15 protein-coding genes are annotated in these 18,144 nt (G+C 65.3%); 12 read left to right on the top strand and 3 right to left on the bottom strand.

Annotated elements, in window-relative coordinates; translation table 11 throughout:
- Positions 1-7 precede the first annotated feature (7 nt).
- The 6 genes from QW845_RS29430 (at position 8) to QW845_RS29405 (ending at position 6,676) form a co-directional block, all read left to right on the top strand.
- Entirely contained in the window at positions 8-1,603 is a 1,596-nt protein-coding gene (locus QW845_RS29430) for an ABC transporter substrate-binding protein (RefSeq protein ID WP_315805010.1), read from the top strand.
- 50 nt (positions 1,604-1,653) lie between these two features.
- The gene (locus QW845_RS29425) at positions 1,654-2,634 is read left to right on the top strand and encodes an ABC transporter permease (protein WP_315805009.1); all 981 of its coding nucleotides are present in this window, start codon (positions 1,654-1,656) and stop codon (positions 2,632-2,634) included.
- Positions 2,631-3,536 carry an ABC transporter permease gene (locus QW845_RS29420; RefSeq protein WP_315805008.1) on the top strand — a complete coding sequence of 302 codons (906 nt, stop codon included), beginning with the start codon at positions 2,631-2,633 and terminating at the stop codon, positions 3,534-3,536. The genes QW845_RS29425 and QW845_RS29420 overlap by 4 nt, the downstream gene beginning before the upstream one ends.
- Complete coding sequence (locus tag QW845_RS29415; protein ID WP_315805007.1) at positions 3,536-4,531, top strand: ABC transporter ATP-binding protein; 996 nt, start codon at positions 3,536-3,538, stop codon at positions 4,529-4,531. Before QW845_RS29420 ends, QW845_RS29415 begins: the two co-directional genes overlap by 1 nt.
- Positions 4,528-5,538, top strand: a complete 1,011-nt coding sequence (locus QW845_RS29410) for an ABC transporter ATP-binding protein (RefSeq protein ID WP_315805006.1) — start codon at positions 4,528-4,530, stop codon at positions 5,536-5,538. The genes QW845_RS29415 and QW845_RS29410 overlap by 4 nt, the downstream gene beginning before the upstream one ends.
- A gap of 469 nt (positions 5,539-6,007) precedes the next feature.
- A complete protein-coding gene (locus QW845_RS29405) occupies positions 6,008-6,676 on the top strand; it encodes a helix-turn-helix transcriptional regulator (protein ID WP_315805005.1) in 669 nt (222 codons plus the stop codon).
- A gap of 17 nt (positions 6,677-6,693) precedes the next feature.
- Here QW845_RS29405 and QW845_RS29400 read toward each other — a convergent pair whose 3' ends face one another.
- Genes QW845_RS29400 through QW845_RS29390 form a run of 3 tightly spaced genes read right to left on the bottom strand, consistent with a single transcriptional unit; the run spans position 6,694 to position 9,989 of the window.
- Positions 6,694-8,043, bottom strand: coding sequence for an aspartate aminotransferase family protein (locus QW845_RS29400; protein ID WP_315805004.1), 1,350 nt, complete (start codon positions 8,041-8,043; stop codon positions 6,694-6,696).
- An 18-nt stretch (positions 8,044-8,061) separates the two neighbouring features.
- Complete coding sequence (locus QW845_RS29395; RefSeq protein ID WP_315805003.1) at positions 8,062-8,727, bottom strand: HAD-IA family hydrolase; 666 nt, start codon at positions 8,725-8,727, stop codon at positions 8,062-8,064.
- Positions 8,724-9,989: a Tm-1-like ATP-binding domain-containing protein gene (locus QW845_RS29390; RefSeq protein WP_315805002.1), complete on the bottom strand. Its 1,266-nt coding sequence runs from the start codon at positions 9,987-9,989 to the stop codon at positions 8,724-8,726. Before QW845_RS29390 ends, QW845_RS29395 begins: the two co-directional genes overlap by 4 nt.
- A 205-nt stretch (positions 9,990-10,194) precedes the next feature.
- Between QW845_RS29390 and QW845_RS29385 the strand changes: the two genes are divergently transcribed.
- The 6 genes from QW845_RS29385 to QW845_RS29360 all read left to right on the top strand — a co-directional run bounded on the left by QW845_RS29385 (position 10,195) and on the right by QW845_RS29360 (position 18,142).
- Complete coding sequence (locus QW845_RS29385) at positions 10,195-11,679, top strand: aldehyde dehydrogenase (protein ID WP_315805001.1); 1,485 nt, start codon at positions 10,195-10,197, stop codon at positions 11,677-11,679.
- On the top strand, positions 11,676-13,055 hold the full coding sequence (locus tag QW845_RS29380) for a transaminase (RefSeq protein WP_315805000.1): 1,380 nt from the start codon (positions 11,676-11,678) through the stop codon (positions 13,053-13,055). Before QW845_RS29385 ends, QW845_RS29380 begins: the two co-directional genes overlap by 4 nt.
- A gap of 2 nt (positions 13,056-13,057) precedes the next feature.
- Positions 13,058-13,849 (top strand): SDR family oxidoreductase, encoded by a 792-nt coding sequence (locus tag QW845_RS29375; protein WP_315804999.1) that lies wholly within the window; start codon positions 13,058-13,060, stop codon positions 13,847-13,849.
- A gap of 231 nt (positions 13,850-14,080) precedes the next feature.
- Positions 14,081-15,760 (top strand): amidohydrolase, encoded by a 1,680-nt coding sequence (locus QW845_RS29370; protein ID WP_315804998.1) that lies wholly within the window; start codon positions 14,081-14,083, stop codon positions 15,758-15,760.
- Entirely contained in the window at positions 15,750-16,796 is a 1,047-nt protein-coding gene (locus tag QW845_RS29365) for a GTP-binding protein (protein WP_315804997.1), read from the top strand. The genes QW845_RS29370 and QW845_RS29365 overlap by 11 nt, the downstream gene beginning before the upstream one ends.
- 44 nt (positions 16,797-16,840) lie before the next feature.
- Positions 16,841-18,142 carry an ABC transporter substrate-binding protein gene (locus tag QW845_RS29360; RefSeq protein ID WP_315804996.1) on the top strand — a complete coding sequence of 434 codons (1,302 nt, stop codon included), beginning with the start codon at positions 16,841-16,843 and terminating at the stop codon, positions 18,140-18,142.
- Positions 18,143-18,144: the final 2 nt, after the last annotated feature.

Here is an 18,144-nt window from a genome sequence, read left to right as displayed (position 1 = left end):
GATAGCCATGTTGATCAGACGACATTTTGTGCTCGGAGCTCTCGGTCTCGTCGCGGCCACGGCCGCATCCCCCGCGGCGCAGGCGCAGTCATCCGGCGGCAACACCTTGGTGGTCGCGACCACGCAGGTGCCGCGGCATTTCAACGGCGCCGTGCAGTCGGGCATGGCGACGGCCATGCCGACCGCCCAGATCTTCGCGAGCCCGCTGCGCTATGACGACAAGTGGAATCCGCAACCTTATCTGGCGCAGTCCTGGGAGGTCGCGGCTGACGGGCTTTCAGTCACGCTTCACTTGGTGAAGGACGCCGTCTTCCACGACGGCCACCCCGTGACGTCCGAGGACGTCGCATTTTCGATCATGGCCATCAAGGCCAACCATCCGTTCCAGACGATGCTGGCGGCGGTCGACAAGGTCGAGACGCCTGATCCCGCGACCGCCATCCTCCGTCTGAAAAACCCGAGCCCGTCGCTGCTCCTGGCGATGTCGCCGGCGCTGATGCCGATCCTTCCCAAGCACATCTATGGCGACGGCCAGGACCTCAAGACGCATCCGGCCAATCTGAAGCCGATCGGGTCCGGCCCGTTCAAGCTGACCGAGTACAAGCAGGGCGAATACTACACGCTGGAGAAATTCGACAAGTTCTTCATCCCTGGCCGGCCCAAGCTCGACAAGATCGTGGTCAGGCTGGTGTCGGATCAGAATGCGGCCGTCGTCTCGCTGGAACGCGGCGATTTCAACGCGTTTCCCTTCATCGCAGGCGCGCGCGACATCGATCGTCTGCAAAAGTCGCCGAACCTTGTCGTGACCGACAAGGGCATGGCGGGCGTCGGCCCGCTCAACTGGCTTGCCTTCAATACCAAAAAGAAGCCGCTCGATGATGTCCGCGTGCGCCAGGCCATCGCCTATGCGGCCAATCGCGACTTCATCGTCTCCAAGCTGATGGGCGGCAAGGCCACGCCGTCGCTGGGGCCAATCGCACCGGATTCGCCGCTCGCCGAAGCCGCCGTCGAACCCTACAAGGTCGACTACGCCAAATCGGCCGCGCTGCTGGATGCTGCCGGCTACGCCAAGGGGGCGGACGGCTCGCGTTTCTCGCTGACCATCGACTACATTCCGGGCGGCGACGAGCAACAGCGCAACGTCGCCGAGTACCTGCGCTCGCAGCTCAAGCGGGTCGGCATCAATCTCGAGGTGCGCGCCGCGCCGGATTTCCCGACCTGGGCGCAGCGCGTCTCGAACTTCGATTTCGACCTCACCATGGACACCGTCTACAACTGGGGTGACCCGGTGATCGGCGTCAACCGCACCTATCTGACGTCGAACATCCGCAAGGGCGTCATCTGGTCGAACACGCAGCAATACTCCAATCCCAAGGTGGACGAGCTGTTGCAGGCGGCGGCGGTCGAAACCTCGCCCGAGAAGCGCAAGGCGCTGTACTCGGAGTTCCAGAAGATCGTCGTCTCGGATGTGCCGATCTACTTCATCAACGTCAGCCCGTACTACAATGCCTTCGCCAAGGGGCTCGGCAATCTCCCGAACTCGATCTGGGGCATGATGTCGCCGCTCGACGAGCTCTACTGGGAAACGCCGCCGAAGACCTGAGGCGGAGCTATCCCCGGTTTCGTGAGAGCCACGAGGAGACTTGCTGCACCATGGCATTCGCCACCCATCTGGCCCGGCAGATCATCAATGCTGTCGCGCTGCTGATCGCCGTGCTGGTGCTCAACTTCTGCCTGATCCATCTTGCTCCCGGCGATCCCGTCCAGGTGATCGCCGGCGAGATGGGCGGCGCATCGGCGGAGGTCGTCGCGGCACTGCGGGCCAAATACGGCCTCGACCAGAGCCTGTTGCAGCAGCTCTCGATCTATCTCGGCAACGTCGCGATGGGCGACTTCGGCTACTCCTACTATTTCAACCAGCCCGTGCTCGGCCTGATCCTGCAGCGGCTGCCGGCGACGCTCTATCTGACCCTGTGCGCCTTGTCCGGTGCGCTCGCGGTCGGCACCTTGCTCGGTGTGGTCAGCGCGCGGCGGCCGAACGGCCTGTTCAGCCACGCCGTCACCGTGGTGTCGCTGGCGGGCTATGCCGCGCCGATCTTCTGGACCGGGCTGATGTTGCTGCTGCTGTTCGGCTCGGTATGGCCGATCCTTCCGGTTGTCGGCATGACGGACGTGGTGAATCCCAAGCAGGGCTTCGCCTACGCGCTCGATGTCGGCCGCCATCTGGTGTTGCCGTCGCTGACGCTCGCACTCGTGTTCATCGCCCAATACAGCCGGCTGGCGCGCGTCAACATGATCGAGGCACTGTCCGCCGACTATGTCAGGACCGCCCGCGCCAAGGGGCTCCCGGAATGGCTGGTGGTCGGCAAGCACGCGCTGCGCAATACGCTGATCCCGATCGTGACCGTCGCCGGCCATCAGTTCGGCAATCTGTTCGCCGGCGCCGTGCTGGTCGAGACCGTGTTCAGCTGGCCCGGCATGGGCCGGCTGGTGTTCGATTCCATCCTGCGTCGCGACTATCCGACCCTGATGGCGGTGCTGTTCTTCTCTGCGCTGATGGTGATGACCGCCAACATTCTGACTGACGTGGTCTACCGCCTCGTTGACCCGCGAATTCGGACAGGACGGCGATGACGGTGATCGAGAGCACCTCGCAGGTGTCGACGTTGCCGGCCGATCTGCCCGCGCGAACCGCCGCGTCGCCGGGCCGCCTGGCGCTGCGGCAGTTCATGAAGAGCCCGTCCGGCGTCGCCGGCGCCTGCATGCTGGTCCTGATCATCCTGGTGGCCGTGGTCGGGCCGTCGCTCTATCCGGTCGATCCACTCGATCTCGTCGGCGCGCCGTTCATGCCGCCCGATGCCGATGCCTGGTTCGGCACCGACTATCTCGGCCGCGATGTCCTGGCCGGGCTGATTCATGGAGGGCGCGCGACGCTCGCGGTCGGTGCCGTCGCAGCCCTCATCACGATCGCAATCGGACTCGTGATCGGCGCGGTCGGCGGCTTTTTCGGCGGCGCCATCGATGCCACCATGGTCAAGATCACCGAGTTCTTCCAGATCCTGCCGCCATTGCTGTTCGCGATGGTGCTGGTAACACTGTTCGGGCCGAAGCTGACCACGATCACGCTTGCGATCGGCGGCGTGAGCTGGACCTCTGTGGCGCGGCTGACGCGGGCGGAATTCATGCGGCTGCGCGATCTCGATTTTGTCAAGGCGTCGCGCGCGGCGGGCGCCTCCAACGCGAACTTGATCCTGCGCGTGCTGCTGCCCAATGCGCTGCCCGCGGTGATCGTGTCGGCGACGCTGGCGATCGGTGTCGCGATCCTGTTCGAGGGCGGGCTGAGCTTCCTGGGTCTGGGCGACCCGAACGTCATGAGCTGGGGACTGATGCTGGGCCAGAACCGCAACTACATTCTCGATGCCTGGTGGGCGGTGATGTTCCCGGGAGCGGCGATCTTCCTTGCGGTGCTCGCGATCAGCCTGGTCGGCGACGGTCTCAACGACGCGATCAATCCGCGTCTGCGGCGGAGGTCGTGATGAGTGCGCTGCTCGAAGTGGATGATCTCAACGTCAGCATGCGCAACGGGGCCGGCCGCCTCGTCCCGGTGATCGAGAACCTGTCGTTCACGATCGCACCGGGGCGGACCCTGGCGCTGGTCGGTGAATCCGGCTGCGGCAAGAGCATGACGGCGCTGGCCCTGATGCGGCTGCTGCCGGAGGATTTCGTCGTTACCTCGGGCCGCATCGTGCTGGAGGGCAGGGACGTGCTCGCCTTGCCGCCGAAGGAGATGCGGGGCTTGCGCGGCAGCGCTATGTCGATGATCTTCCAGGAGCCGATGACGGCGCTCAATCCGCTGTTCACCGTGGGTGATCAGATCGGAGAGGTGCTGCGCTGGCACCAGGGGCTCGATCGCGCGGCGGCGCGCTCGCGCGCCATCGAGCTGCTCCGCGCCGTGCAGATTCCGGCGGCCGGGCAGCGGATCGATGCCTATCCTCACCAGCTGTCGGGAGGCATGCGCCAGCGCGTGATGATCGCAATGGCGCTGGCCGGGCGGCCGAAGCTCTTGATCGCCGATGAGCCGACCACCGCGCTCGACGTCACCGTGCAGGCGCAGATCTTCGACCTGCTGGCCGAGCTGCAACGCAGCACCGGCACGGCGATCCTGCTGATCACCCACGATCTCGGCGCGGTCGCAGAGCTCGCGGACGAGATGCTGGTGCTCTATGCCGGACGCTGCATCGAGGCGGGGGCCGCGGACGCGATCGCGACAGCGCCGCGTCATCCCTATACGCGGGGTCTGCTGAACTGTGTTCCGCACCTCGCCCTTGGCGAGCCGCCGCGGCCCTGGGTCGATCTCGGCGAGATCCCCGGCATGGTGCCGCCACTCGGCGCGCGCGGTGCCGATTGCGCCTTTCTCGCAAGATGCGCGCAGGCCCGCGACATCTGCCGTGCGAAGCTGCAGCCTGCGCTCGAGCCGATTGCCCCGGGGCACGCCGTGTCGTGTTGGCGCAGGACGGAGATCGCGGCATGAGCATGGCGGAAGCCATCCGCGGGACAGGCGCCCAAGAGGTGCTGCTCGACGTCAACGACCTCGTCGTGCATTTTCCGGCCGGCCGCCGCCATGGCAAGCCGTCCTTCGTGCACGCGGTCGACGGCGTCAGCTTTCGCGTTCGCCGCGGCACCACCTTCGGCATCGTCGGCGAGAGCGGCTCGGGCAAGTCGACCACCGCGCAGGCCGTGATGCGGCTGGTGCCGGCGACATCCGGCCAGATCGTGTTCGGCAACCGCGACATTGCGGGCCTCACCGGCCAGCCGCTGCGCGAGGTGCGGCGGCATCTGCAGATCGTGTTCCAGGACCCGTTCTCGGCGCTCAATCCGCGCCGCCGCGCGGGCGATCAGATCCGCGAGCCCCTCGACCTGCTCGGAATCGGGACGCGCAGCGAGCGCGACGAGCGGGTGCGCAGGCTGCTGGCCGAGGTTGGATTGCCGCCGCAAGCCGCCGACCTGTTTCCGCATCAGTTTTCCGGCGGCCAGCGCCAGCGTTTGTGCATCGCTCGGGCGATGGCGCCAGAGCCCGACCTGATCGTCTGCGACGAGGCGGTGTCCGCGCTCGACGTGGCGATCCAGGCGCAGATCCTCAATCTGTTGAAGCGGCTGCAGCGCGAGCGTGATCTCACTTACATCTTCATCTCGCACGATCTCGGCGTGATCCAGAAATTCTGCGATGAGGTCGCGGTGATGTATCTCGGCAAGATCGTCGAGCAGGCGCCGGCGGCCGACATCTTCGCCGCGCCCCGTCATCCCTATACGTGGTCGCTGATTGCGGCCGCCGCGCCGCCCGGCCCGATGCGTGAGGACCTGAAGCGCCGCTATCTCGTCAAGGGCGATCCGCCGAGCCCGGTCGATCCGCCGCCCGGCTGCCGTTTCGCGCAGCGCTGCCCGATGGCGATCGACGAATGCTCGCAGCGTCTCCCCGTTCTGGATGCGATCGGATCACATCATTACGTTGCGTGCCACCGTGCTGCCGAGCTGCCCTGAGACAAGCGGGCCGTGCAATCGCGCGATATCAGCTCGGCGCACGCGAGCCTGCTCGGCTCCAGCTGGAGTATGAGGTCGACTGATCGCAGAGCTCGGGCCCAGGTCGCCGCGAGACAGCCCAGTCATGCCTGCTGTTTGAAACGTGGAGAAGGGCCCAGACTATTCCGCGCTGGCGTTGCCATGTGTCCTTTTCCAGGAGCCCTTCGACGAAAGCCCGTTCGTGGACATGCATCGGCCGTCCGCGCCGTCGTGCAACACGAACCGGACTATGCACCCGCTGGAAAGACATGGATGTTGGCCAGTCAATCAACCGATTGGTTGAGACCCGGATTCGTCGGCTCAGGGGGCCGGCGCGAAATGATCGGCGTGGTCCGGAAATTGCTTGACTAAGTGTGGTGCCTGTCTCAGCGTCATCAGCGCGAGGACACGGCAGATGTCCCGAATGGAGTGAAATCGAGGAGGGGAGGCCATGCTGATGCTTTTGGGCCGCTCGGACGCGGCAACCAGCGAAGCCGTGCACTTCGCCCAGTCCATATTGGACGGATCGGCGACAGCATTTTATGAGATCGACGGAGGGTACAATCTCCAGCGCTTCCTGTTGTCGGGCATTCCGGAGCCGTTTCACCGGCAGTATCTCGAGGGCATGAGCGAGTTCGATCCGCAGCATCCGCGTCACGCGGGAGCTCTTGCGGTCGCGCGGCTGAGCAGGACGATGTCTGGCAAACAGCCCGACGAGATGGCGCCCTACCGCGCCTTCGTCGATCAGTGCGGGATCGTCGATATGGTCGACTTCTTCTTCCGGCGTGATGACCAGATCGTCGCCGGCATGAGTGTCGCATGGAACAAGGATGCACGGATTCCTGAGGGGGCTGAGGCCATCGCCCAGAAGATTCATCAGTATCTTCAATTCAACCTTGTCGGCCGGCCAGCCGGGTCCGAGGACGGGCAACGCTACGGTCTGACCAGCCGCGAGATGGATGTGGTGCGGCTCCTGTGCTGCGGCCGCACCAATCGTGAGATCGGCGAATGTCTGAAGATCGGCCAGGCGACGGTGAAGACGCACCTGATCCACATCTTCGAGAAGCTCGGCGTGGAAACGCGATCCGCCGTCGTGGCGCTGATGGCGCGGCCGAACTAGCGCGCGGCCGCTCTCGCTCAGGTGCTTGCGAGGCCGTGGTCGATGGCGGCGGCGATTGTTCTCGCATCGTCGGCGGTGATGATCAGAGGCGGCGACAGGATGATGTTGCTGCCGGAGACGCGCACCATCACGCCGGCCTCGTAGATCGCATCGGCGATCCTGCCGACAGTCTTCTTGTCGAGCGCCTTCTTCGTGGCGCGATCCGCCACCAGCTCCAGCGCGGCCATCAATCCCTTGCCGCGGACATCTCCCACGATGTCATGCTTCTGCTTCAGCGCGGCGAGCGCGTCGTTGAGGACGATGCCCGAGGCTGCGGCCTTTGCATCGAGTTGCAGCCGCTTGGTTTCAGCCAGCGCGGCAATGCCGGCGGCGCAACCCACCGGGTGACCCGAATAGGTGTAGCCGTGGCCGATCGAGCCGAAGCTGGTCTCGTCGCTCTCGAACGCCTCGGCCATCTTGTCGCCGATCATGGTTGCCCCCAGCGGGAAATAGCCTGACGTGACCGCCTTCGCGATCGTCATCATGTCCGGCTTGACGTTCCAGAGCCGTGCGCCGGACCAGGCGCCGGTGCGGCCGAATCCGGTGACGACCTCGTCCGAGATCAGCAGGATGCCGGTGCGGTCGCAGATCTCGCGCACGAGTCCCATGAAGCTGTCATGCGGCACGATCACGCCGCCGGCGCCCAGCACGGGCTCCATGATGAAGGCGGCGATGGTATCCGCGCCCTGGAATTCGATCTCATCGACCAGCGCATTGGCACAGAGCTGCGCGAGCTTGGCCGCATCGGTCTCGTTGAACGGATTGCGATAGGTCCAGGGCGAGGGGATGTGGTGGGCGCCAGGCAGCAGCGGCTCGTAGTTGCGGCGGAAATTGGCGTTGCCGTTGACCGACGCGCCGCCGAAATGCGTGCCATGGTAGCCCTTTTTGAGCGACAGGAACTTGGTGCGGTCGCGCTGACCCTTGATCTTCCAGTACTGCCGCGCAAGCCGCAGCGCCGTCTCGACCGAGTCGGAGCCGCCCGAGGTGAAGAACGCCCGGGTCATGCCTTCGGGCTTGAACCATTCGGTCAGCTCGTAGGCAAGCTCGATCGCCGGGCCTGTCGACACGCCGCGGAAGCCGGAATAATACGGCAGCTCGCTGAGCTGATCGGCAATCGCCTGCTTGATCGGGGCGCAGCTATAGCCCAGCGTCACGTTCCAGAGGCCGCCGACCGCGTCGAGCACCGACTTGCCATGGATATCGGTGACGTGGACGCCCTCGCCCTTGGCGATGATGCGCGGCGGATGGTCCCGCATCTCCTTCGGATGCGCCATCGGGTGCCAGATGCGCCGGGCGTTGTTCTCGATGAGAAAGTTGATGTCGCGCATGGAGTGCTCCGATGGTGGTCAGTCGAAAACGAGGCCAAGCATCTGCAAGGCCTGACTATACGATTTTTCGGGGTGCCGGACATCGAACCAGACGGTCGACAAGCCGCAGGCGACCGCGCCGTCGATGTTGCGCTGCTGGTCGTCGACGAAGACGCAGGCTTGCGGCGCGAGCCGCAGAGCGTCGCACGTCGCCAGGTAGGCGCGGCGATCAGGCTTCAGGATCCCCGTGTGCGTGGCATCGATGATGACGTCGAAATGCGCGAGCAGCGGCAGCCGGTGCCGAAAGTCCTCACCATAGAAGAGGTCGAGCTCGTTGGAGAGAATGGCAAGCTTGCAGCCGGCGCGGCTCGCAATGCGAATGGCGCGCTCGGCTTCGGGACGGATGACCAGCGCCGGATCGGCGCCGCGCGCGCGGCGCACGAAGGTCTGCATGTCGCGCCAGTCCTCGCCGACGAGCCTGCCGACCTCGCGGCTTCGGGCCGCCCAATAGTCGCGCTCGGACAACTCGCCACGTTGCATGGCCGACCAGAGCGGATCGCTGTCCTCATCGAACGGGCCGCGCCAAGTCAGCGTGCCCGCGGCAAGGCCGAGCACGGCCTCCGTTGCGTCGTGGGTTTCGAACAGGGTCTTTGAGATCACCCCGCCGAAATCCAGAACCAATGCACGTGACGAGGCGGCGGTCATCGCTGCTCCGCGTGGGGCACGCCGGCCGGGATGATGCCGCCGGCAACCCAGCGATCGAAGATCGCGAGCACCTTTGCAGCGAAGCCCTTGTCGTTGATGTGGTCCTCGATCTCATGCAGCTCGACCGGCGGATGCAGGGCGCCGCGCATTTCCGTGACGAAGGCGTCGAGGCCCTCCGGATCATGCAGCGGCTCGCCGTCCTGATCCCATTGCTGGATCCCGCCGGCCGGGAGCACAAACGCAACTGGCGCATTCATCGCAGAGAGCTTGGCCGCGATCGCGCGCGCGATCCGGCGCCGGTCGGCGGGACGCGACGTCGCGGAAGCGAGCAGACGATTATGCGCGTGGAACGGGCGGTCGGCGAGCTCGGTCGGCACCGGCAGCCAGGCGGGGAAGTCCACCATGTCGATGGCGCCGGGCGCCACGATCTGCGGAATGCCGTTGCGGCCCGCATTCGTCAGCCGATCGGAGCCGGAATTCACCACCGAGCCCATCAGCTGATTGGCGACCTCCTGCAGGCTGAGATCGAGCACCGCGGCAAATCCGCGATGCGCAGCGATCGACTCCATCGCGCGGCCACCCATGCCGGTGGTATGAAAAACCACGACCTCGTAGCCGCGCGCCTCGAGCTGAGGCTTCAGATCGACCATGTAGCTCAGGCAGCTCTTGCCGAGCGACGTCAGCGCCACGATCGGCCGGTCGGGCCGCGGCCTGATCGCGCTGCGGGCTGCGCCGACGATCGCACCGCAGCCTTGCGACAGCACCGCGGCGCAGGTGCCGTTGAGGCCATAGAGCCCGCCCGCCCACAGGATCATCATCAGATCGGCCGTGATGCGTTCCGGCGGGATCAGATGCGAGAACGCGATTGTCGAGACGATCAGCTTGGGAAAGCCGAGCGGCAGCGCAAGTGCGACGTCGAGCGCCAGGTCGGTGCCCATGGTGCCACCGATCGCGATCATGGCGTCGATCTCACCTTGGTCGCATAACCGTCGTGTCAGGCGCGCCGCGCCGCGTGCCATCAGGGTCATCGATGAGTTCTCGTCGCCGCTGGCGATCACCGCCTCGATCGTCGTGTCGGCAGCGGCAGCCACGGCATGCTTGTCGTGCGCTGCCGCGTAGGGAGGATCGCCGAGCACGCTGATGTCCATCATGACGGCCTCGCCGCCGGCGCCGCCGATGCAGCGCTGCATGAACAGGAGCTCGTCGGCCTTGGTATCGCCGGTGCCGATCAGCAGGATGCGCGGAGGTGATCTGTTGGTCATGGTCTTGGAATGTCGTCTCGAATGCGAGGAGGGCGGCAATCTGTCGTCGTGAGCAGCCGAGTGGTGCCCGCAACCTATGAAGTTGTTGCAATGCATGACATCCACCTATCGGTGGATTGCGAGAAAAGGCTCATCCGGCTGAATGAGGTACGATCGGACTCGGCAGCGTGGCGATCGATCAGCCGGTTCTTTACAGGGCTCCTTCATGTTACAATCCGAAATCGACGCGTTGCGTGGAGCGGCTGTCTCTGCGCAACGGCTCTTCATCGCCGGTGCCGTTGCCGAGAGTTCGGCCGGCAGTCGTTTGGACGTGATCTCCCCGATCGATGGCAGGCGGCTGACGACGATTGCTGACGGCAGCGCCGAAGATATCGATCGCGCGGTGCTGGCCGCGCGACGAGTCTATGACAGCGGAGCATGGTCGCGCGCGGCGCCCGCGGAGCGCAAGACGGTGCTGCTGCGATTCGCCGATCTCGTCGAGCGCCATGCGCTCGAGCTCGCGGTGCTCGGCGTGCGCGACAACGGCACCGAGATCGGCATGGCCTACAAGGCGGAGCCGCTGTCGGCAGCAGGCTCCATCCGCTACTACGCGGAGGCCATGGACAAAGTCTATGGCGAGATCGCGCCCACCAGCCGCGATGTGCTCGGCTTGATCCATCGCGAGCCGCTCGGCGTGATCGGCGTGATCGTTCCATGGAACTTTCCGTTGATGATCGGCGCCTGGAAAATCGCGCCCGCGCTTGCCGCCGGAAACTCCGTGGTGGTGAAGCCGCCAGAGACCGCGTCGCTGACGCTGCTGCGCCTGGCGGAGCTGGCGAGCGAAGCCGGTTTGCCCGAAGGCGTGCTGAACGTCGTCACCGGGCGCGGCGCCACCGCCGGCGAGGCGCTGGCCCTGCACATGGATGTCGACGTTCTGGCGTTCACGGGGTCGGGAGCAGTCGGGCGACGGCTGCTGGAGTATTCGGCGCGCTCAAATCTGAAGCGAGTCTATCTTGAGCTCGGCGGCAAGTCGCCGAACGTGGTCTTCAACGATGTCGTGGACATCAAGCAGGCCGCCAAGGTGTCGGCGAACGGCGTCTTCCGCAACTCCGGTCAGGTTTGCGTGGCCGGCTCGCGGCTGCTGGTACAGTCCAGAATCTATGACCGGTTCTTGAGCGAGCTGCTCGCGGTCACAGCCAAGCTCAGGGTCGGCGATCCCCTCGATCTCAGCTCCGATATCGGCGCCGTCAACAGCGATGCTCAATTGCGCAAGAATCTCGACGTCGTACGGCAGGCGGAGGAGGAGGGGGGAGAGCGGCTGTGTGGGGGTGAGCGGCTGCATGAGACCGGCGGCGGCTACTACATGGCTCCGACAATCTTCGCCGGTGTGAGCCCCGGCATGCAGCTGTGGCGCGAAGAGGTGTTCGGCCCTGTGCTTGCGGTGACGCGGTTCGAGGATGAGGACGATGCGGTGCGGCTCGCCAATGCGAGCGTCTACGGACTGGCCGCCGCGGTCTGGACCGGATCGCTCCGGACAGCGCATCGGATGGTGCGCGCGATCAATGCCGGCGTGGTGCATGTCAATACCTATGGCGGCACTGATCTGACGGTGCCGCTCGGAGGTTTCAGGCAGTCCGGCTTCGGCCGCGACAAGTCGCTGCACGCGCTCGACGAATACACCGATCGGAAAACCGCCTGGATTGCGCTATGACGCCGCCAGCACATCCGGCGCTCGACCGGCTGATCGACGCGGAGCAGGCGCGCTTCCTGCGCGAACATCCGCGCTCGGCGGCCGCGTGGCGGGAGGGGCAGCGACACTTCCTGTATGGCGGCCCGTCGCACTGGATGCGTCGCTGGGCGGGCGGCTTTCCGGTCTATGTCGATGCGGCGTCCGGTGCCCATGTCAGGGATATCGACGGTCGCGATTATGTCGACTTCTGCCTTGGCGATACGGGCGCGATGTGTGGCCACGCGCCCGAGGCCGTGACGCGAGCGGTTACGCGGCAAATCGCGCGCGGCGCCACGATGATGCTGCCGACCGAGGACAGTCTTTGGGTCGGCGCCGAGCTGTCGCGCCGCTTCGGTCCCCGCTATTGGACCCTGACGACCTCGGCAACCGATGCCAACCGCGCGGCCATTCGGATAGCACGCATGATCACCGGTCGTGCCAAGGTCCTGGTGTTCTCCGGCTGCTATCATGGCGGGGTCGACGAGGCGCATGTCGAACTTCGCGACGGGCGGGTCGGGCTGCGCAACATGATTCACCCAAATGCAGTCGCCTATGACGCAGTGGCGAAGGTGGTCGAATTCAACGACGTTGCGGCGATGGAGATGGCGCTTGCGGAAGGCGATGTCGCCTGCGTGCTCACCGAGCCCGTGATGACGAATTTCGGCATGATCCCGGTCGCCGACGGGGTCCACCGCGCCCTGCGCGAGGCGACGCGGCGCGCCGGCACCGTGTTGATCATCGACGAGACGCATACGTTGTCGTGCGGGCCGGGCGGCTACACCGCGCTTCACGGGCTTGCGCCGGACATCCTCGTCGCCGGCAAGGCAATCGCCGGCGGCATTCCGGCCGGTGTTCTCGGTCTCGATGAGGCCGTTGCCGAGCAGCTGTGGCACATCGTGCCACAGGTCAATCCGCGGCAGCGACAATCGGCGCACCTTGGGTTCGGCGGCACGCTGGCTGGCGGCGCGTTGGCGGTGGCCGCGATGCGTGCCGTCCTGGAGGACGTGCTGACGGCCCCAGCCTATGCACGCATGATTGGACATGCCGAATGCCTCGCCGCGCGGGTCGGAGACTTGATCTCCCGCAACGCTTTGCCCTGGCACGTGACCCAGATCGGCGCCCGCATCGAGATCATGTTCATGCCTGATGCGCCGCGCAATGGAGCCGACGTGATCGCGGCACGACAGCCGGATCTCGAGACGTTGATGCACGCCTACTACATGAACGAGGGCATCCTGATCACGCCGTTTCACGGAATGCTGCTGACCTGCCCTGCAACATCGTCCGCCGATGTGGACACGCATGGCGAGATTTTCGAGCGCTTCGTCGGGCTGGTCCGGGATGCAGGAGTGATCTGATCGTGGCGTCGCCGTTCGACCTGACGGAGCGCGTTGCTCTGGTGACCGGCGGCGGCCGGGGTATCGGCGCTGCGATCGTGACGCGGCTGGCGGAGGCGGGAGCTCACGTCGTGATCGCCAATCGCTCGCGTAATGTGGCCGAATCGCTCGCGGCCGATTTGGGCGGACGGCATCTCGCGGCCAGCGTCGCGGGGTTCGATAAACTCGATCGTGGCGGTCTGCACGAGCTCGTGAGTGACGTGGCTGGCCGTTTCGGCCGGCTCGACATTCTGGTGCACAACGCAGGCGGCTGCCCCTGGGCCGGCATCGAGGAGCTCGACGAAGACAAGCTCGATCAGGCCATGTCGATCAACCTCACCGCGGCCATCTGGCTCATCCAAGCGGCCGTGCCGTTCATGCGCACGCAGCAATATGGGCGAATTTTGGTGACTTCGTCGATTTCGGCCCGGCTGGCGATGGGGGGAGGCGCGCACTACTCGGCCGCAAAGGCAGCGATAAACGCATTCATCCGAGGCACGGCCTTCGAATTGGCGCGCGACGGGATCACGGCAAACGCCGTGGAGCCGGGGTTCATCGCCAAGCCCGGGCGAGGGACCTTTAGCACTCCCGAAAATCTGTCCCGGGTCGCTCGCCATATTCCGATGGGACGGATCGGGACTGCCGACGACGTTGCCTACGCGATGCTTTATCTCGCCTCCGAGCAGGCCCGCTACGTCACCGGGCAGACCATTGTGGTCGACGGGGGAGCGACGCTTCCCGAGACGGGCTTTGCAGTCGAACGACAATGGGGCTGATGCGCGAGCCGTTGGCGCCGCAGTAGCCGCGCGCCGCGGCGACTACTCATCAACAAATGAAGGCCAGGCGTGACACCGATCGACGCGAACGGGTCGCCGGGAGCGGCCCGTGGTCGTGTGCGGGGCGGCCGTCCGTCCGGCAGGTACGGGACTCGCTGCGTCATCAACCAAACGGCTGATTGTGACAGGCGGACGCGCGGAACAAGCTCAGGGCGCAATCGGGATCGGGAAATGAGCGAGATCAAGACTAGCGCCGACATGCTGTTCCGAAACGGGCGGATCTACACTGTCGATCCCGGCCGTCCCTGGGCAAGCTGCGCGGCGGTGAAGGCAGGGCGCTTCGTCGCCGTCGGCGAGGAATCCGACATCGAACCCTTCGTCGGCAGCGACACCGAGGTGGTGGATCTTGCGGGCCGTATGGCGATGCCGGGCATCGTCGACATCCACAACCACATCATGATGGGTGGTCAGGCCGATCTCTACGAGCTGCGCTTTTCGTCGAGCCATTCGATCAGCGAAATCGCGGGTGCCGTGAGGGGGGCGGCGGAGAAGGCGGCTCCCGGAAGCTGGATCGTCGGTGGACAGTTCGGCAACGACCTGTTGCAAAGGCTCAACACCGATGCCGCGGCAGCGGAGCTCAACGCTGCGAGCCTCGGCCACCCCGTGCTGCTGCGCGACGACAGCTATCACAATCGCTGGGCGAGCGCCGAGGCGTTACGGCTCGCAGGTGTCACCGAGGAGACGGAGAACCCCGTCGACGGCGAGATCGGCCGGGATCTCGACAGTGGCAGGCTGACCGGGCTGATGGTGGAAGCAGCCTCGGGCATCATCGAGCGCGCGCTCGCGAAGGTCGGCCATTACACCGCGGAGATGGACCGCGCTGCGGTCGCCCGTTCGATCGCCGTGCTGAACTCGTTCGGCGTTACCGGCTTCGTCGACGCCGCGAGCATGCAGCCGATCCTGGCCGCGCTGAAGGGGCTTGACGACCGCGGCGAGTTGTCGGCGTGGGCGGTCTGCGCCATGCCCATCGTGGAGCCCGGCTTCATGTTCGGCACCTCGGGCGAGGAACTGTTCGCGTTGCGCGATCAGTATCGCTCCGCCCACGTGAAGCCCGACTACGCCAAAATGTTTCTCGATGGCGTCCCCGGCGCCAAGACGGCCGCTTTTCACGAACCCTACGTGGCCGATCCCGTGCGCGGCTGCTGCTTTCGCGGCACCACCATGCTGACCGTGCCGGAGCTGATCCGCTGGCTCGGAAAATGCGAGAAGCTCGGCCTCGCGGCCAAGATCCACTGTGCCGGCGATGCCGCCGTCACGCAGGCGCTCGATGCAATCGAGGTGGTGCGCTCGTTCAACGGGCCGACGGCACTCATCCATCACGTCGCGCATGCGAGCTACATTGCGCCCGACGATATCCGGCGCTTCGCCGATCTCGGTGTCGCGGCCGACCTCTCGCCGATCATCTGGTTTCCGACGGTCTTCCTCGAGGCGCACAAGGCAGCGATGGGCGCGGAGCGGGCACAGCGGTTCTGGCCCAATCGCGATCTGAAGCTGGCCGGTGCGTTGATGGCCGGCGGCTCGGACTGGCCGGTCATCCCGAACCCGGATCCCTGGCACGGCATCGAAGGCATGGTGACGCGACGCAATCCAGCGGGCGACTTTCCCGGCCTGGCGCTCTGGCCCGAGCAGGCGCTCGACCTGGCAACAGTGATCGAGATCTACACCATCGATGCCGCGCGAGCCGCGGGCCTCGGCGGCTTCACCGGATCGATCGAGGTCGGCAAGTCTGCCGATTTGATCGTACTGAACCAGCCGCTCTTCGAGATCCCTGCTGATCAGCTCGCGGAAACGATTGTGCAGATGACCTTCTTCGAGGGGCGCAAAGTCTATGAGCGAAACCATGAGCAGTGACTCGCTCATTCCAATCACCGTTCTGACCGGCTTTCTCGGTAGCGGCAAGACCACTGTGCTGAACCATCTGTTGCGTCAGCCCGGCATGGACGGGGTGGTCGCGATCATCAACGAGTTCGGCGAGGTCGGCCTCGATCATCTCCTGGTCGAGACGAGCGAGGAGCGCTTCGCACTGCTCGACAATGGATGTGTCTGCTGCTCGGTCCGCGAGGATCTCGTCGCGCTGCTCGACGACCTGTCGTCGCGTCAAGCCAGAGGTGCGCTACCGCCGGTCCGGCGCATCCTGGTCGAAACCACCGGTCTTGCCGATCCGGTGCCGGTGCTGCACACGTTGATGACGGCGCCGAGCGTGGTCGCGCGCTATCGGATCGATGGTGTCGTGGTGACTGTCGACGCGGTCAACGCGATCTCCTCGTTCGAGAGGCACGAAGAAGCCGTCAAGCAGATCGCGATGGCCGACCGGATCTTGTTGACAAAATCCGATCTCGCCGAAGCTGGGACCCTCGCTGCGGTGGAGCAGTCGATCCGCTCCATCAATCCGACGGCCCCCGTCATCCGCGTGGCGCACGGAGCGATCGCGCCGGACGCCGTATTCGAGGCCGGCCTGTTCACGCCGCAGGTGCGATCGGAGCGGGTCGAAGCCTGGTTTGCAGCGGCCGCCGCGGCCCACGCGCAGCCGCATCCTGATCATCACGCGTACGGCAAGCGCATCTCTTCCTTCAGTCTGGTCGTGAACGAGCCGATACGCTGGGCCGCCTTCTCGCGCTGGCTGGACTACGTCGTCGCGCTCAAGGGAGACGACCTGCTTCGGTTCAAGGCGCTGGTCAACGTCGAAGATCGGCCGCAAGGGCCCTTGGTGGTGCACGCGGTGCAGCATGTGCTGCATCCGCCGATCGCGCTGGAGTCATGGCCGTCGGACGACCGCAGCTCCCGCCTCGTGTTCATCGTCCGCGATATTGCCGCCCACGCCATCGAGCACACGCTCGCGCGTTTCGGCGAAATCAGTCGCGACAGCATTGCGCGGCCGGCTGCATGAGACCGGCGGCTTTCCATTAACGCTTGATTTGCAGGAGACATGTCGTGACGAAGATCGGTAGCGGGAAGGTCAGTCGGCGCAGCCTGCTCAAGGCGGCCGGAACGGCAGGATTGGCGGCGGCCAGCAATGTGCCGCTGGTGAATATTGCAGGAGCCGCGTCGAGTACCATCAAGATCGGCTGGTGCGGCTGCCTTTCGGGCGTACGCGCCCCCTTTGCCGAGCCGGATCCATGGATCCACGAGCGGATGAAGGGTCTGGTGAAGGACGGTCTGAAGATCGGCGGCAAGAACTACGCCGTGGAGTTCGTGATCAAGGACGATCAGTCCGATCCCAACCGTGCGTCGGTGGTGGCCAGCGAGCTCGTGCTGCGCGAGAAATGCGATCTCATCCTGGTCGAGGATGGCGACGCGGAGATCCCGATCGGCGAGCTGGCGGATGCCCGCGGCGTGCCGACGATTTCGACCATGCTGCCCTGGCAAGGCTGGATGTTTCCGCGCAAATCCACGCCCGACAAAGGCTTCCCATACACGTTCCATTTCTTCTGGGGCGCCGACGACGTCGTGAAGAATTTCGTCGGCATGTGGCAGTCGGTCGAGACCAACAAGAAGGTCGGGACGCTCTACATCGACAATCCCGCAGGCACGGCGTTTTCCGATCAGAAGCTCGGCCTGCCGGCCGGCATCAGGCAGGCCGGCTTCCAGGAGGTCTCGACCGGCAGCTTCCAGATCGCAACCGATGACTTCTCCAATCAGGTGTCGACCTTCAAGAATGCCGGTGCGGACATCGTCTCGGGCTTTGCCTACGGCAATCATTGGGTCACGCTGTGGAACCAGGCCGCGCAGGCCGGCTTCAAACCGCAGATCTGCACCGTCGCGGCGGCTTTCCTGTTTCCAAGCGCGGTCAATGCGCTCGGCGACCGCGGCGACGGCATGTCGACGGAGGTGTGGTGGACGCCAGCCTATCCGTTCAGATCCTCGCTCACCGGCCAGAGTGCCGCTGAGCTTGCGGCCGAGTGGGAGAAGACGACCGGCAAGCAATGGACGCAGCCGATCGGCTATGCGCACGCGCTCTGGGAGGTCGGCTTCGCGGCGCTGCGCAACAGTGATCCCAAGGACAAGAATTCGCTGCGCGACGCAATCGCCGGGCTCGATCTCGAGACCGTCGTCGGCCCGGTGAAATTCAAGGGCAGCCCGATCAAGAATGTCGCGGTGACCTCGCTGTCGGGCGGGCAATGGCGCAAGACCAAGAGCGGCAAGTCGCCCTATGAGCTCCTGATCGTACACAATGGCACCGCGCCGTTCATTCCAAAGCAGGCGGATCTCGCACTGCTGTCAAAGCTCGCTTGAGG

Source organism: Bradyrhizobium sp. SZCCHNS3002 (assembly GCF_032377435.1).
In the GTDB taxonomy this organism is placed as follows: Bacteria; Pseudomonadota; Alphaproteobacteria; order Rhizobiales; family Xanthobacteraceae; genus Bradyrhizobium.
The sequence above is the reverse complement of the archived record's forward strand: the minus strand, read 5'-3'. Positions and strand labels throughout refer to the sequence as shown.